At 37.3% G+C, this 14,662-nt stretch carries 17 protein-coding genes; 13 read left to right on the top strand and 4 right to left on the bottom strand.

Annotated features, from left to right (window positions below; all coding sequences use genetic code 11):
• The coding region (locus FZ940_RS02800) for a hypothetical protein (protein ID WP_222861992.1) at positions 1-287 on the top strand (287 nt) is incomplete at its 5' end.
• A 71-nt stretch (positions 288-358) separates the two neighbouring features.
• On the opposite strand, the gene FZ940_RS02805 is transcribed toward FZ940_RS02800, so the two are convergent.
• Entirely contained in the window at positions 359-1,390 is a 1,032-nt protein-coding gene (locus tag FZ940_RS02805) for a 3'-5' exonuclease (protein WP_148821413.1), read from the bottom strand.
• A 63-nt stretch (positions 1,391-1,453) separates the two neighbouring features.
• Here FZ940_RS02805 and waaC point away from each other — a divergent pair, with 63 nt between their 5' ends.
• The 7 genes from waaC to FZ940_RS02840 are packed head-to-tail and all read left to right on the top strand — an operon-like array spanning position 1,454 to position 7,388.
• Positions 1,454-2,428 (top strand): lipopolysaccharide heptosyltransferase I, encoded by a 975-nt coding sequence (gene waaC / locus FZ940_RS02810; protein ID WP_148821414.1) that lies wholly within the window; start codon positions 1,454-1,456, stop codon positions 2,426-2,428.
• Complete coding sequence (locus FZ940_RS02815; RefSeq protein WP_148821415.1) at positions 2,421-3,314, top strand: lipid A biosynthesis lauroyl acyltransferase; 894 nt, start codon at positions 2,421-2,423, stop codon at positions 3,312-3,314. The genes waaC and FZ940_RS02815 overlap by 8 nt, the downstream gene beginning before the upstream one ends.
• Positions 3,308-4,012 (top strand): glycosyltransferase family 2 protein, encoded by a 705-nt coding sequence (locus FZ940_RS02820; RefSeq protein WP_148821416.1) that lies wholly within the window; start codon positions 3,308-3,310, stop codon positions 4,010-4,012. Before FZ940_RS02815 ends, FZ940_RS02820 begins: the two co-directional genes overlap by 7 nt.
• Positions 4,009-5,070: a putative lipopolysaccharide heptosyltransferase III gene (gene rfaQ, locus FZ940_RS02825; protein WP_148821417.1), complete on the top strand. Its 1,062-nt coding sequence runs from the start codon at positions 4,009-4,011 to the stop codon at positions 5,068-5,070. Before FZ940_RS02820 ends, rfaQ begins: the two co-directional genes overlap by 4 nt.
• A 4-nt stretch (positions 5,071-5,074) precedes the next feature.
• Positions 5,075-6,154, top strand: coding sequence for a glycosyltransferase family 4 protein (locus tag FZ940_RS02830; protein WP_148821418.1), 1,080 nt, complete (start codon positions 5,075-5,077; stop codon positions 6,152-6,154).
• Complete coding sequence (locus FZ940_RS02835) at positions 6,151-6,948, top strand: polysaccharide deacetylase family protein (protein ID WP_148821419.1); 798 nt, start codon at positions 6,151-6,153, stop codon at positions 6,946-6,948. Before FZ940_RS02830 ends, FZ940_RS02835 begins: the two co-directional genes overlap by 4 nt.
• Positions 6,948-7,388, top strand: a complete 441-nt coding sequence (locus FZ940_RS02840; protein WP_148821420.1) for a nucleoside/nucleotide kinase family protein — start codon at positions 6,948-6,950, stop codon at positions 7,386-7,388. The genes FZ940_RS02835 and FZ940_RS02840 overlap by 1 nt, the downstream gene beginning before the upstream one ends.
• Before the next feature lie 108 nt (positions 7,389-7,496).
• On the opposite strand, the gene FZ940_RS02845 is transcribed toward FZ940_RS02840, so the two are convergent.
• From FZ940_RS02845 to uvrA, 3 genes are read right to left on the bottom strand one after another with little or no spacing between them, the layout of a single operon-like run.
• Positions 7,497-8,267 (bottom strand): polysaccharide deacetylase family protein, encoded by a 771-nt coding sequence (locus FZ940_RS02845; protein ID WP_148821421.1) that lies wholly within the window; start codon positions 8,265-8,267, stop codon positions 7,497-7,499.
• A complete protein-coding gene (locus tag FZ940_RS02850; RefSeq protein ID WP_148821422.1) occupies positions 8,264-9,313 on the bottom strand; it encodes a glycosyltransferase family 4 protein in 1,050 nt (349 codons plus the stop codon). The genes FZ940_RS02845 and FZ940_RS02850 overlap by 4 nt, the downstream gene beginning before the upstream one ends.
• 3 nt (positions 9,314-9,316) lie before the next feature.
• A complete protein-coding gene (gene uvrA, locus FZ940_RS02855) occupies positions 9,317-12,160 on the bottom strand; it encodes an excinuclease ABC subunit UvrA (RefSeq protein WP_148821423.1) in 2,844 nt (947 codons plus the stop codon).
• Between the two features lie 173 nt (positions 12,161-12,333).
• On the opposite strand from uvrA, the gene FZ940_RS02860 reads away from it, so the two are divergent.
• The 5 genes from FZ940_RS02860 (at position 12,334) to plsX (ending at position 14,662) form a co-directional block, all read left to right on the top strand.
• Positions 12,334-12,618 carry an NADH-quinone oxidoreductase subunit I gene (locus FZ940_RS02860; RefSeq protein ID WP_021091598.1) on the top strand — a complete coding sequence of 95 codons (285 nt, stop codon included), beginning with the start codon at positions 12,334-12,336 and terminating at the stop codon, positions 12,616-12,618.
• Positions 12,619-12,720: 102 nt separating this feature from the next.
• Positions 12,721-13,134 carry a nucleoside-diphosphate kinase gene (ndk, locus tag FZ940_RS02865; protein ID WP_021091826.1) on the top strand — a complete coding sequence of 138 codons (414 nt, stop codon included), beginning with the start codon at positions 12,721-12,723 and terminating at the stop codon, positions 13,132-13,134.
• Positions 13,135-13,150: 16 nt separating this feature from the next.
• Positions 13,151-13,510 carry a YceD family protein gene (locus FZ940_RS02870; protein WP_107793546.1) on the top strand — a complete coding sequence of 120 codons (360 nt, stop codon included), beginning with the start codon at positions 13,151-13,153 and terminating at the stop codon, positions 13,508-13,510.
• Between the two features lie 12 nt (positions 13,511-13,522).
• Complete coding sequence (rpmF, locus tag FZ940_RS02875; protein WP_002942540.1) at positions 13,523-13,669, top strand: 50S ribosomal protein L32; 147 nt, start codon at positions 13,523-13,525, stop codon at positions 13,667-13,669.
• A gap of 3 nt (positions 13,670-13,672) precedes the next feature.
• Entirely contained in the window at positions 13,673-14,662 is a 990-nt protein-coding gene (plsX, locus tag FZ940_RS02880) for a phosphate acyltransferase PlsX (protein ID WP_148821424.1), read from the top strand.

Raw genomic sequence — 14,662 nt, forward strand, 5'->3', positions numbered from 1 at the left:
AATTTTTTGATAAAAATTTAACTAAAGATTATATAAATTTCAGCAAAATAAAAGATTTCACTACAAATTCTGGTATCAAACTTGGTGATAAACAAGAGCAAATTTTAAAGAAGCTAGGTAAGCCAAACGATCTGCAAGAAGAAAATGCCACCTCTATTGTCACCTACATCACTGAGCAAAATGAAAGCAAACTCTTACAAGAATTTGATATGCCACTTTATTACGAGAAATTCATCTTTTCTAATGGAGTTTTAAAAGAGTATGAATTTGGATTTGAATATCCGTGATATTCCGTGGATCAGGATATTAATTCCATAGGGCAGCAAAAGATATTTTACGGCCTAAAAGCGTAGAATTTCTACTCTTCGTCCAAATTTATTTCAGGTAGTTTCTCTTCGATAAAGCTCTTATCTTTTTTGACAGCTGACGCAACCTCGCTAGCTTTTTTTAAAAGTCCATCAAGCCCTTGTCTTGCCAAACGCTCATTTAGCTGCTCTGGCGTATCTTTCACACCATCAAGATCGCTAAAATCATCAAATTCTTCATCGTCTTCTTTTTGGATCTTTATCTCGTAATCAAGCTTGCCATTAAGTCTAGCTAGCTCGTCGCTTATCGCAGCGCAAAAGACCTCAGTATATCCTCTGTGAGCGCAGTTTTTGGCTAGAAATTCACTCATCACGTTTAGGTGATTTATATAGTCATCTTGCAAGATATTTGCCTGTAAAAGCTCGAATTTTAAAAAGAGCCAGTAGGTATTAAGCACGTCGCTTTCGCAGTATTCGTTGATCTTATCAAGCTCTCCTGCATAGTATAGCTCAAGCACTTGATCGCCGTGCACGTCGTACTTGCCAGGTAAATTTAAGCTAGCGCAAAGTGTGTCAAGCTTTAGTCCTCTCACACTTCCAAAATCGCTTATAAAATCAAGCAGATCAAGGTGAAATTTAGGCGAATACCTTGCCCTATAATTTTCCCATTTGTTTTTGTTTAGCTCTTTATTTTCGCTCTCGTAATACGCCGCTGCGTTTAAGTTATAACGCATCGCACGCACCATTAGCATCGGCAGGTCAAAGCCACGGCCGTTAAAGCTAACAAGTCTTGGGTTATAATCATTTATAAATTTTAAAAATTTAGCGATGATCTCGCGCTCATTTTTGCCCTCCATCGTGCTAACTTTTAAAAATTTGCCGTACTCATCAGCCATAACAGCAGATATCGCCACAACTCTATGAAACATCACAGGCAAAAACTCACTACCACTGGCCTCTTTTTGCAGAGCCATCGCTTGCACGCTCACATCTTCATCGCTCCCATCAATGCCATAAATTTTTCTTATCAAATTTGCATCAGGTATCGTTTCGCAGTCAAAGACACAGATGTAACTTTTCGCCATTTTAGCCCTTTTTTAAGCATTTTTTTTTAAAATCATACCAAAAATTTATATCTAAAGTGATCAATGCAAAACAAAAATCAACTAAAAATAGCCATCGTCAAACTCTCAGCTCTTGGGGATATCGTGCACGCAGCTATTGTACTTCAGTTTATCAAAAAGCACCACCCAAATGCCCATATCACGTGGCTAGTTGATGCTCGTTTTGCAAGCCTTTTAAAAGATCATCCGCTTATCAACGAGCTAGTCGTTTTACCACTTAAACAAAGTTTTAGACAAAGCTACAAGATACTAAAAACCCTTGGTAAATTTGACAAAGTGATCGATCTGCAAGGACTTTTTAAATCAGCCATCGTCGCAAAAATAATAGGCAAGCAAACTTATGGCTTTAGCAGAGAGAGTGTCAAAGAAAAGATCGCAGCCAGGCTTTATAGACATAAATTTAAAATTGATTACAACGAAAATATAATCATTAGAAATTTGGCACTTGTGGCTTTTGCTCTAAATTTTAGCTTTGAAGCAAGTGAAATTTTAGAAAAAGCGCCTTGCTTTGAAGCAAGTGAAATTTATAAAAACGAAAGTGGTAAAAAACGTGTTTTAATCGCTGCATTCGCAAGCGAAGAGAGCAAAATTTATAACAAATTTAAAGACGTGATTAGGCTCCTTGAAGGGTGTGAAATTTACCTTTGTTACGGAAGTGAGAGCGAAAAAGTAAGGGCTGAGGCGATCATCTCAGGCACCTCAGCAAAGCTACTTGAAAAACTTAGCATAAAAGAGATGATAAGCTTCATTACAAGCTGTGATTTAGTAATTGGTAACGATAGTGGCCTAACGCACCTTGCTTGGGCGATGAATAGGCCTTCTATCACGCTTTTTGGCAACCGTCCAAGCCACAGAAATGCTTACATCACGGATAAAAATTTAGTTATAGATATGGGCAAGCAAATAGACGCCAGAAGTATCGATAAAAACGACTTTTGCATAAGAGAAATTTTTCCAGAAACGATTGCAAATTTTGCAAAAAGGCTTCTCAATGGATAGGCTCTATCTGGCTGGCTTTTATACTTTAAAATTTTTTATATTTTTGCTACCTAGCTCACTTAGAGATTTGCTCGCTAAATTTTTAGCGTTTGCGTTTATGAAGCTTAAAAAAAAGAGATTTCATATCGTTATGACAAATTTAAATCTTGCATTTGGTGAGTCAAAAACTAAAGATGAAAAACTGGAAATCGCTAAAAAATGCTACTACAACTTCGCAAAATATCTTGGTATAAATTTCATCCTAAATCAAAACACGACGAAGCAAAAAGTGCTTGAAAAAGTTAGCTTTAAAAATGAGCATAATCTGCTTGAAGCGCTTAAGCTTGATCGTCCGATTATCGTGACTACCGCTCATTTTGGACAATGGGAGCTTTTTAGTCTAGCGATGGCGGCTCGCTTTGGTGCAGTTTCGGTGCTTGGCAGAAAGCTTGATAGTGGCGTCATGAATGAAATTTTAAAGGCGAATAGATCGCAGTTTGACGTGGAGCTCATTGACAAAGATGGCGGCGCAAAAGATATTTTAAAAGCGCTAAAAGCTAGGCGAATAGTTGGAATTTTAGTCGATCAAAATACCGCTCCAAATGATGGTATAAAAGTGAAATTTTTTGGCAAGGATGTGCTTCATACGCCAGCTGCGAGTGTGCTAGCTCAAAAAACAAACGCACTAATAATTAATGCATTTATCTATCAAAAAGATGAAAATATAAGTGAAATTTGCTTTTCACCAGCCATTGATATAAATAAATTTGATAAAGAAGAGGCGGTACAAAAAGTAACTCAAATGCAGTGCAGCGCGTGCGAAGAGATGGTTAGATCAAGGCCAGAAGAGTACTTTTGGCTTCACCAAAGATTTAAGAGATTTTACGAAAATGAGTATAAATGCTAAGTGTCGTCATCTTAACTTTTAACAGCCAAAAATATCTACAAAAAGTGCTAGAAAGTACAAATTTTGCAGATGAGGTCATTGTGGTTGATAGTGGCTCAAAAGATAGCACAAGACAAATTTGTCAAAATTTTAGTAATGTTAAATTCTACGAGCAAGATTGGCTGGGCTTTGGCGCTCAAAAGCAAAAGGGCGTAGATCTAGCCAAAAATGAGTGGGTCTTTGTGCTTGATAGCGATGAAGTGATCACAAATGAGCTTAGAAATGAGATCATTGGCACGTTAAAAGAGCCAAAATTTATGGCCTACAACGTAGCTAGGCTAAATTTTTTCTTTGGCAAATCGATCAAAAATATGGGGCTCTATCCAGACTATACAGTGAGGCTTTTTAACAAAAATTTTGCCAAATTTGATGGCAGAGCCGTGCATGAAAAAGTCATTTTAAATGACAGCTCGCAAAAGCTTGGAGTGCTTAAAAAACACTTCTTGCACTATGCATATGAGAATATCGAGCAGTTTATCTCTAAACAAAATCGCTACTCAAGCATGGGGGCAAAAAGAAATTTATTTAAAGCTCTAACAAGCCCAGTGTGGACATTTTTTAAGCTTTATGTGCTAAAAGGTGGCTTTAAAGAGGGCTTTACTGGCTACGTTATAGCTAGACTTTACGCTCAGTACACATTTTGGAAATACATAAAATGAAAATATTAGTAATTAAATTTAGGAACATCGGCGACGTGCTTTTGACTACGCCTCTTATTGAAAATTTGCATCATTATTACCCGGATGCAACCATCGACTTTGCCTTGAACAAAGGAACAGAAGCGATGATCAAGGGAAATCCTTATATAAATAAAATTCACATTTACGATAGACAAAGTGCAAATTCTGGCTTTTTTAACAAACTAATTACTGAGATAAAATTTATAAAAGCCATCAAAAAAGAGAAGTACGATATGGCCGTACAAACAACCACGGGGGATCGCGGCATCATCATCTCAAAATACGCAAAGATCAAAAAAATAGTAGGCTTTCTTGGCAAAAATCAATCAATAAATAAACTTCTAAACGTCAAGGCAAAATACTATGAAAATTTTTCACATACGATCGATCATAATCTAAACGCTTTAAGAGCTTTGGGGTTTGAACCGGTTAGCAAAAAGGTGAGCGTATTTTCGGACGAAAGTGTGGAGCATCTAAATTTACCAAAATGCTTTGTACATATGCATCTAACAAGCCGCTGGATGTTTAAATGCGCAAATGACGAGAGCATGGCAGAGCTCATCGACTACTGCGAAAATGAGCTTGGCGTAAAGGTTGTGCTAACAAGTGATAATAAAGAAAATGAGCTAAATAAGCTTGCAAGTGTGCTAAAAATTTGCAAAAGTGAGCCTATAAATTTAGGTGGTAAGCTAAATTTGAAACAAACTATCGCCCTATCAAAGCATTCAAGCCTTTTTATCGGTGTTGATACCGCCATCATGCACATTGCCGCTGCAAATGATGTACCAGTCATAGCCTTTTTTGGTCCAAGTAATGCTTTTGAGTGGGGGCCGTGGGACAACTCACTCATGGAAAATGGCTACACAGCGCAAAATGGTATCCAAAGTATGGGCAAGCACACCGTTTATCAAAAAGACTGGGACCTTGTACCTTGCGATAAAGAAGGTATAGCAAAGCATGGCATAGAAAAGACCTTGATGGATTTTAGCGACGAAATGCCAAAAATAAAAGCCAAAATAAAAGAAATTTTAGGATAGGCAAATGAACATTCTTCACACAGAAACACTTTTTAACTGGGGTGGGCAACAAAATAAGATCATGAACGAGATGCGTCATATACGCGAACTTGGCCATGGCACAACGCTATTTTGCAACCCAAATTCTGAAATTTCAAAACGCGCTCGAGAAGAAAATTTTAAAGTTATCGAATGCGAAATGAATAAGAAAAATTTTCATAAAACAGTACCAATATTTTGTAAAATTTTATGGCAAGAAAATATAGATGTGGTGATTTCAAATGGCTCCACAGATAGTTGGGTAGCTGCTATATCAAAAATTTTTACTAGAAAAAAAGGCGTTAAATTTATACGCGAAAGACACAACGAATTCCCAATAAAAGGCTCTTTGAGTAAATTTTTGCACACAACTCTTTTTGATAAGATCATAAGCGTCAGTCCAAATGTAACAGAAATTTTGCAAAAGATAGGGGTAAAAAATGAAAAAATATTTTTTATTCCAACTTTTGTGGATTGCGATGCTCTAAATGCGGTGCGATTAACATTTAAAGAAGAGTTTAATATCCCAAAACAAGCGATAACAGTAGGTATGTTTTCCTCGCTCAGTCGCCAAAAAGGAGTCTATGAATTTGCAAATGCACTAAAAATTCTCATGCAAAAAAACAGCGATATATACGGCATTTTTGGTGGGAATATCAGCAAAAATACAAAAGATCAAATTTTAAGTATTTTTGACAATGCTATGAAAGAAAAATTAGTTTTTACTAATTTTAGAAGCGATATAGCAAATGTAGTAAAAGGCATAGACTATTACGTATTTCCTTCTCACACAGAAGGTCTTCCTACAGCTTTACTGGAGGCAATGGCTCTATCTCGCCCCATTGTAGCTTTTGATATAGCACCTATGAATAGCATGCTTGCAGATGGCAGAGGTCAATGCGCTAAATTTTTAGATGCAAAAGATATGGCAGATAAAATAAATACATACATAAAAAATGACGAACTAGCTAGACAATGCGGAGAAAAAGCCAGCATCTTTGTCAAAGAGAATTATGATACCCAAATTTTAAAAACATATATCAAGAGATTATTGGAGGACCTATGAATAATCCAGTCTGTATACTAACAGTACATCACTTCAATAACAATGAAAATGACTTTGCCATTAAACCAGAGCTATTTAAAAAGGCGCTTTTGATGGCGTTAAATGAGGGCTATAAATTTATAAACTACAACCAGTTTAAAGATATAGCTAGCAGCCGAGTAAAAGCCTCAAAAAAGAGCATTTTGCTAACTTTTGATGATGGGTATTTTGATAATTATAAATTTGCATTTCCTATCCTAAAAGAGCTAAAAATTCCAGCTGTGTGCTTTTTGATAACAGATAAGATCAAGGATTTTAAAAGACAGGATTACAACTTTGCATTTAAAAAACATAAAGAGATCGACTATGGTAAAGATGCGGAGTATTTTTTAAATTTAGACGAGATCAGGCAGATGCAAGAGAGTGGCCTTTTTGAGTTTGATAGCCATACAGCGAGCCACTTTTCTTGCAAAAGCAATGATGAAGAAAAATTAAGAGAAGAATTTTCTAGCTCGCTGGCTAAGATAAAAGAGCTATTTCCCGAAAAACAAGAATTTGGCTTTTGCTTTCCCAAAGGGCACTTTAACGAGCTTTCACTAAAAGTTGTGAGAGAGTATTACGACTTTGCTTTTAGTGTGATAGATGGCGGATTTTGCGCAGGAGATGATAAATTTAAGATAAGACGTATCGATATATCAAACAATGCGAAGAGCGAGAGTGACTACATTTTTAGGGTTAAAAAGAAGCTTTTTATATATTCGACTCCAATACTAGGAAATTTATATTCAAATTTTAGAAATAGAGACTATAAATAATGTTTGAAGCATTAAATGGGGCTTGTAAAGAAATTTTAAAAGATAAAAAACAAGCCTTAATCGCTCTCACTGGGCTTCACGGCAGTGGCAAAAGCACACTTGCAAAACAAATTAGAAAAAATGGATTTAAAAACTTTAAACCTTATCAAATCGCTGTAATCGATAATGATGTAATGAGCCTAAATTTATTTATAGCTCGTCCAAAGATAAAAATCAAAAGCGATAATCAAGATGAGCTAAAGCCATTCTTTAAATTTATCATGCCGTTTGTAAAAGTCGTAATATACGTAAGCTCAAATCCACTCTTACGTATAAGTAAATACGATATACTTTGTATTTTAAATGCTGATGAAGAAGCTAGAAGAGCCGAAATTTATAAGAGAAACTCGAGCAAGGATCCAAGCCAGTGCTCAAAAACAATGAGCATAAATTTAAACTAGAGTTCAAATCGCCAATAAAGCGAAATATCTAATCAGAAGCGATTCTCCAGATCTCACAAAAAGCATATAGCCAAAAATAGGAAAATTTTTACCAGATAATTTAGCCCACTAAGACCTTATCGCCGCGTAGATAGAGCCTAAAATATCATTTTGATATATAAACATGGTCTTTTTTAGCCATTTTTCATCACGTTTTGTCACTATCCGTTTTATCTCTTCAAGGTTGCCATCAGCTTTATTAATGCCACGTTTTGTCGTAAAAAATACCTTATAACCATGCTTTTTGGCCGCTATTAGATACTCGTCATTGTATTTGCCACGCGGCCAGCAAAGCGCGTCGTCCTCAAAGCCAAAATTTTTCTTCATAAATTCACGGCAAAGACCAAATTCCTCGTCCAGACTAAGCTGCCCAAAATATCCATCAAAATGACCGTGCGTATGTGAGTGAAAGTAAAAACAATCGCTCATTTTCTCAATCTGCTCTAAATTTAATATCACATCTTGTGGTCTACTTGGAGCAAGCCTCTTGCACTCGTTGTGATCAACATTTAAAAAGTTAGCAGGCCTCATCTCATGTGCCTTTTGCGCCGCTTCTATCCAGCCAGTAATTATAAAGATATTTGCCCTTAGCCCAAATTCTTTCACGATAGGATAAGCATAGATGTAGTTGTCCATCCAGCCATCATCAAATGTTATGCAAACACTCTTTTTAGGCACTTCAAGCTCACCTTTTTTATACGCAATAAATTCATTTATGCTTAGTGTTTTATAGCCATTTTCAGCTAGAAATTTCATATGCGATTTAAACTCATCCACGCTACTAGCGATAAATCCGCTCTTTTCAAGCACGTGGTGATACATCAAAACTGGTATGCTCATTTTACAAGCTCCATATATAAATTTTGTGTGTTCTCTATCATTTTTTCGATACTAAAAATTTCTTTTACATACTCTCTGCCAAACTCACCCATCTGTTTTCTTAAATTTTCATCCAAAATAAGCCTTTCAAGCACCTTTTTAAGCTCCTCTTTATCGCCATTTTGAAATAAAAATCCGCTTTTGCCATTACTTACTGCCTCGCCAAGGCCGCCCACATAGCTTCCGATAGTAGCTAGCTTGCACGAAGATGCCTCGAGTAGCGCCCCACCGATAGCCTCCATGTCTGAAGGTAGCACGCAGATATCAAGCGAGCCCAAAAAGTCGCTCACGTCGGTTCTGTTGCCAAGCATAAAGATATTTTTTTTATCTTTTATATACTCGTGTAAATTTTTATTTTGAGGACCGTCGCCCACGATAAAAAGGACTGATTTTTCTAAATTTAACTCGCTAAATGCATCGATTAATAGCTTATGATTTTTAGCAGCTCTTAACACTGCAACGATGCAAATTCCAACTACGTCGTCATTTAAGCCAAATTCTTTTTTCATATTTATCTTAAATTCTGGCGTATATTTTTGCGTATCGATGCCTGTATAAATTTTGACGACTTTTTCCTTTTTTACGCCTCTTTTTATAAGATCCTCGCATACTGAGTCGCACACGCCGACCACTTTTGTGCTTAGGTTGTAAGGTAAGGGCGATGTTATAGGTAGCTGTAAATGCCTAGTACGAACCACACTAACGCCACAAATTTTACCCACAATCGCCCCAATGGTACCATCTTTTCCTGAGTGTGTTGAGATGATTTTTATATTATTTTGTTTTACAAATTTGCAAATTTTTAAAATTTCAAAGATATTGAAAGACTTTTTGAGGTTAAACTCAACAAATTCGCACTCGATCTGTTTCTCAAAGCTTTTTGAGCCAGGATTTAGCCCATAAAAAACCTTAAATTTACTCTTATCTAGCCCATTTATCACACGCTGTGTGCGGTGTTCCTGTCCACCAAATCCAAGAGAGCTTTCAAGCTCAAGTATATTTATCATTTTTTACTCTTTAAATTCTTTAATTTTCTTCATTTCCTCAAGCTCTTGTGCTAAAAATTCTCCAGTGTAGCTACCTGTTTTTTTATAGTTTTTAGCCACCTCTTTTACATTGCCACACGCTATCACTTTACCACCTTTTGCACCGCCTTCTGGTCCCATGTCTACGATGTAGTCGCAGTTTTTAATAACATCCATATTATGCTCGATCACAAAGACCGAATTTCCAAGATCAACTAGGTGATTTAGCACCTTTACTAGCCTATCAACATCGGCAAAATGAAGCCCCGTCGTTGGCTCATCAAGGATGTAAAGCGTATTTCCAGTGTCGCTTCTACTAAGCTCTTTTGCTAGCTTTACACGCTGCGCCTCGCCGCCACTAAGTGTGACTGCGTTTTGTCCAAGCGTGATGTAGCCAAGCCCCACGTCTTGCAGTGTTGTGAGCTTTGAAGCGATCTTTGGCACAGCCTTGAAAAACTCAACCGCCTCATCTATGCTCATATTTAGCACCTCGGCGATATTTTTGCCCTTGTATAAAATTTCTAAGGTTTGAGCGTTATATCTAGCGCCATTACAAACGTCACAAACCACGTTTATATCAGGCAAAAAGTGCATCTCGATCGTGATCTCGCCCTCGCCTTGGCACTTCTCGCAGCGCCCACCTTTGACGTTGAAGCTAAAGCGCCCTATTTTATAGCCTCTAAGCTTGGCCTCTTTAGTCTGCGCAAATAAATTTCTTATCTCATCCATCACGCCAGTATATGTCGCTGGATTTGAGCGTGGGGTGCGGCCGATCGGGCTTTGATCTAGATATATAACCTTATCTAGATTCTCAAGTCCGCTTAAATTTACTCCAGCTATCTTTTTTACTTTTTTGGCCCTATTTAGCTGCTCCTGCGCCTCTGGAAGCAAGGTCTGAAGCACTAGCGAGCTTTTGCCAGATCCTGAAACGCCGGTGATACCTACAAGGTTTCTAAGCGGAAATTTCGCGGTTAAATTTGAGATATTGTTGATATTTACATTTGAAATTTCAAGCCACTTCTCGGCTTTTCTATTTTTTTGATAGTTGATCTTTTTCTTACCATTTATGTATTGTGCGGTCTGGGTGTCTGAGCTTAAAAGCTCTTTTGCTGTGCCTGCAAAGACCACGCTACCGCCAAATTTACCAGCTCCAGGACCGATATCTACGATAAAATCAGCCTCCTCTATCGTCTTTTTATCATGCTCGACGACGATTACGGAGTTGCCTTTGGCTTGTAAATTTCTAAGCGTCTTTATGAGCTTTAGCGTATCTCGCTCGTGTAGGCCAATACTTGGCTCATCAAGCACATACATGACGCCACTTAGCCCGCTTCCTATCTGGCTCGCTATCCTGATGCGCTGTGCCTCGCCACCACTGATCGTCCTAGCATCACGTCCAAGTGACAAATAGCCAAGCCCCACGTCATACAAAAAGAAAAGCCTCTCGTTGATCTCTTTTAAGATAGGCTTTGCGATCGCCTTGTCATAGTCGCTGAGGTATGCGAAATTTTTCTCATTCGAGAAAAAAGCGGTGCAGTTTTCTATGCTCATATCTAAAATTTCACCAAGTCCAAGGCCAGCGACCTTGACCGCTAAACTTTGAGGCTTTAGTCTGTGACCGTTGCAAGCATCACAAATTTTCTCACTCATGTATTCGTCAAAGTCTTTGTAATCCTTCAAAAGTCCATGTGAAATTTTAACTACACCATCAAATTTTCTAAGCAGTTTGTTTCGTTTCCAAAAGAACTCAACATCCTTGACATTGCCGTATAAAACGAGCCTTTTTTCATCTTCACTAAGCTCGCAATATGGCTTTTTAATGTCGATCTTATTTTGCTCACAAAACGCAAGTAAAAATTTATAGTAATAGCTCATATTGTAGCCGTAAAGTAGCTTGATCGCACCGTTTTCTATCGACTTTTCCTCGTCGATGATCTTGCTCATATCTAGGCTATACCTTATGCCAAGTCCGTCGCAGTGCTCGCAAGCGCCCTTTGGCGAGTTAAAGCTAAAGCTTAGCGGCTCAAGTGGCGTAAATGAAATTTTACAATCAAAACAAGCCATGTGCTCGCTGTAATGTATAAAGCTCTCTTTTAAACCAAGCTCGTCAGCATTTGCGATCTCGATCTCGACCTCGCCAAAACTCTCATTTAGTGCCTTTTCTACGTCACTTGCAAGGCGTTCATGATTTTGCTCATCTATGGCGATCCTATCAACGATGACCTTTATCGTGTGTTTTTTCGTTTTTGCAAGCTCGATTTCCTCGTCAAGCCTCACCACTACGCCATCTATCTGTGCCCTTACAAAGCCTTTTTGGCGTAAATTTTCTATCAAATCCGCCCATGTGCCCTTTTTCTCACGCACTAGCGGTGCATAGATGATCACTTTTGCGCCAAGTGGGAGCTTTGAAATTTCATTTATGATATCGCTTGCACTCATTTTTGAGATAGGTTTGCCGCATTTATGGCAGTGCTGCACGCCCACTCTTGCATATAAAAGTCTTAGATAGTCATAAATTTCCGTGATCGTGCCAACCGTTGAGCGAGGGTTTTTAGAAGTCGTCTTTTGATCGATCGCGATAGCAGGCGTTAGACCCTCGATCTTATCAACATCAGGTTTGCCCACTCGGTCTAAAAACTGCCTAACATAGCTGCTAAGGCTCTCCATGTATCTGCGCTGCCCCTCAGCATAGAGCGTGTCAAAGGCTAGCGTGCTCTTGCCGCTTCCGCTAAGACCGGTAAAAACTACTAGTTTGTTTTTTGGGATTTCAAGGTTTAAATTTTTAAGATTGTGCTCTCTTGCACCAGTTATTTTTATAGTATCATTCATTAAATTTATACGACCTTTTTAAAATTTTAATCTGTAAATTTAGTCTAAAAGTGATAAAAACTTTATAAAGTAGTTTATAGAAATTAAGCGTGCTGTGAAAATTTAAGAGTATATTTATATCATTTTCAGTTTTTTTTGATATTCTACGCCAAAATTTTATTTAAGGAGAAAAAATGTCTGTAAAAATAACTGATATATGCATAAGCTGTGGTTCATGTATTGATGAGTGTCCAGTTTCAGCCATCGTTGATGATAGTGACAACCCAACTGGTGCAGATACATACTATGTTTATTCAAATAAATGCGTTGAATGTGTAGGCTATAACGATGAGCCAGCCTGTGCATCTGCCTGTCCAACTGACGGTTGTATCGTATGGGACGCTGTTGTAGCAGGACAACCTTCACGCGATCAGATCGGTGCTGATGCACGCAATGGTTCTATTCCAGTTATTCAATAAATTGATAAATTTTGGGCTCAATTTGAGCCTATTTTATTTTTAAGCTTTATTTGATATAATTGCCAACTTCAATTTAAATAACCTAGATTTAAGGAAAAATTTATGCAAAGAACACTTTCTATTATTAAGCCTGATGCTGTTAAGAAAAATGTTGTTGGAAAAATTATAGATAGATTTGAAAGTAACGGCCTAAGGATCGCAGCTGCAAAGAAAATTCAACTTAGTAAATGCGATGCAAAAGCATTTTATGCAGTTCATAAAGATAGACCTTTCTTCAACGATTTAGTCGAATTTATGATAAGCGGGCCAGTTGTGGTTATGGTTTTAGAGGGCGAAAATGCAGTTGCTAAAAACCGCGAGCTAATGGGTGCAACTAACCCAAAAGAAGCAGCTCCTGGCACTATAAGAGCTGATTTTGCTGATAGCATTGATGCAAATGCGGTTCACGGAAGTGATAGCCTAGAAAATGCTGTGAATGAAATAAATTTCTTCTTTGCTTCAAGAGAAATTTGCTAATTTTAGGTCAAGAAAATTGATTATATCCTTTTCTAAAATAGCAAATAAAGATATAAGCTTTGAGCTAGTAGGAAATGATAATTTAGTTTTTATTGGAATTTTAAAAAGAAAAGACCCTTTTTTGGTAAAATGTCAAGGCACTATAAAGGGCGAGATAAAGTATATTTGCGACCGATGTGGTGAAGTATTTATGCTACCTATCGATCAAGATGTAGAGCTAAATTTAAGTGACGGTATTTATAAAGATAGCGAAAATGAGCTTAGCGATACGATGGAATTTTTTGATGGCAATATTGATTTAAAAGAAGTCCTTGAGAGCGAGCTAGAAGCTTTTAAGAGTGATTATTTCTATTGTGAAAAATGTAAAAATTTATAAAGGAGAGTAAAAATGGCAGTACCAAAGCGAAGAGTGAGTCATTCTCGTGCAGCAAAACGTAGAACACATTATAAAGTTACACTTCCAGTGCCTGTAAAAGATAAAGACGGTTCTTGGAAAATGCCTCACCGCATAAACAAAACTACGGGTGAATATTAAAATATGATTCGCATTGCTATCGATGCTATGGGTGGTGATTTTGGTGCAGATCCTATAATATCTGGTGTTATTGATGCACTAAAAGAGACAGAATTTAAAGCTGTATTAGTCGGCGATAGCAATGTCATCAAACCACTCATTCCACAGTCTTATTTAAAAAATATCGAATTTTTAGAAGCTAGCGAAGTTGTCTCAATGGCAGATGGCGCAACTGATGCGCTTAAGAGAAAAGACAGTACTATCTACAAAGCAATTGAGCTCTTAAAAAATAAGGAAGTTGATGCTGTGGTTTCTGCCGGTCATAGTGGTGCAACTATGAGCTTAGCTACTCTAAGAATTGGTAGGCTAAAAAATATCTCTCGTCCAGCAATTGCAACACTTATGCCAAATTCAAAAGAATCTGCGACTTTGGTTTTAGATGTTGGTGCAAATGTTGATTGCAGAAGTGAGCATTTGTTTCAATTTGCCATAATGGGTGAAGCCTATGCAAAAGAAATTTTAGGTAGAAAAGAGCCAAAAGTTGGTCTTTTGTCAAATGGTGAAGAAGAGAGCAAAGGCAATGAAGTTAGCAAAGAAGCATTTAAATTAGTTTCTAGGCTTGATAGCTTTGTTGGTAATGCAGAAGGTAATCAAATTTTTGATGGCAGTATTGATGTAATGGTTTGTGATGGTTTTATGGGAAATATTCTTTTAAAAACTAGTGAAGGCGTTGCAGATGCAATAGGCAAAATCATCAAAAAACAAATTAAAAAATCACCTCTTGCTATAGCTGGCTCTGTACTCATGAGAAAAGTTTTTAAGACACTTAAAAAGCAGGTTAGCTATGACGAATATGGCGGTGCACCGCTTCTTGGTGTAAATGGTTGTGTTATCATAAGTCACGGCAAAAGCAATTCAAAAGCTATAAAAAATGCAATTTTTCAAGCAGTAAAATTTGCTAATTCAAACATAAATAAAGTTATCGAAGAAGAACTTTCGCACTTTGCAAGGTAA

The sequence above is a fragment of the Campylobacter concisus genome, from assembly GCF_902460415.1.
GTDB classification, from domain to species: domain Bacteria; phylum Campylobacterota; class Campylobacteria; order Campylobacterales; family Campylobacteraceae; genus Campylobacter_A; species Campylobacter_A concisus_Y.

Bases quoted from the DNA above. Each gene is read 5' to 3' on its own strand.
- FZ940_RS02805 (WP_148821413.1), bottom strand. From the start codon at position 1,390: ATGGCGAAAAGTTACATCTGTGTCTTTGACTGCGAAACGATACCTGAT.
- rpmF (WP_002942540.1), top strand. From the start codon at position 13,523: ATGGCAGTACCAAAGCGAAGAGTGAGTCATTCTCGTGCAGCAAAACGT.
- uvrA (WP_148821423.1), bottom strand. From the start codon at position 12,160: ATGAATGATACTATAAAAATAACTGGTGCAAGAGAGCACAATCTTAAA.
- rfaQ (WP_148821417.1), top strand. From the start codon at position 4,009: ATGAAAATATTAGTAATTAAATTTAGGAACATCGGCGACGTGCTTTTG.
- FZ940_RS02830 (WP_148821418.1), top strand. From the start codon at position 5,075: ATGAACATTCTTCACACAGAAACACTTTTTAACTGGGGTGGGCAACAA.
- FZ940_RS02815 (WP_148821415.1), top strand. From the start codon at position 2,421: ATGGATAGGCTCTATCTGGCTGGCTTTTATACTTTAAAATTTTTTATA.
- plsX (WP_148821424.1), top strand. From the start codon at position 13,673: ATGATTCGCATTGCTATCGATGCTATGGGTGGTGATTTTGGTGCAGAT.
- FZ940_RS02850 (WP_148821422.1), bottom strand. From the start codon at position 9,313: ATGATAAATATACTTGAGCTTGAAAGCTCTCTTGGATTTGGTGGACAG.
- FZ940_RS02835 (WP_148821419.1), top strand. From the start codon at position 6,151: ATGAATAATCCAGTCTGTATACTAACAGTACATCACTTCAATAACAAT.
- FZ940_RS02840 (WP_148821420.1), top strand. From the start codon at position 6,948: ATGTTTGAAGCATTAAATGGGGCTTGTAAAGAAATTTTAAAAGATAAA.
- FZ940_RS02860 (WP_021091598.1), top strand. From the start codon at position 12,334: ATGTCTGTAAAAATAACTGATATATGCATAAGCTGTGGTTCATGTATT.
- ndk (WP_021091826.1), top strand. From the start codon at position 12,721: ATGCAAAGAACACTTTCTATTATTAAGCCTGATGCTGTTAAGAAAAAT.
- FZ940_RS02845 (WP_148821421.1), bottom strand. From the start codon at position 8,267: ATGAGCATACCAGTTTTGATGTATCACCACGTGCTTGAAAAGAGCGGA.
- waaC (WP_148821414.1), top strand. From the start codon at position 1,454: ATGCAAAACAAAAATCAACTAAAAATAGCCATCGTCAAACTCTCAGCT.
- FZ940_RS02820 (WP_148821416.1), top strand. From the start codon at position 3,308: ATGCTAAGTGTCGTCATCTTAACTTTTAACAGCCAAAAATATCTACAA.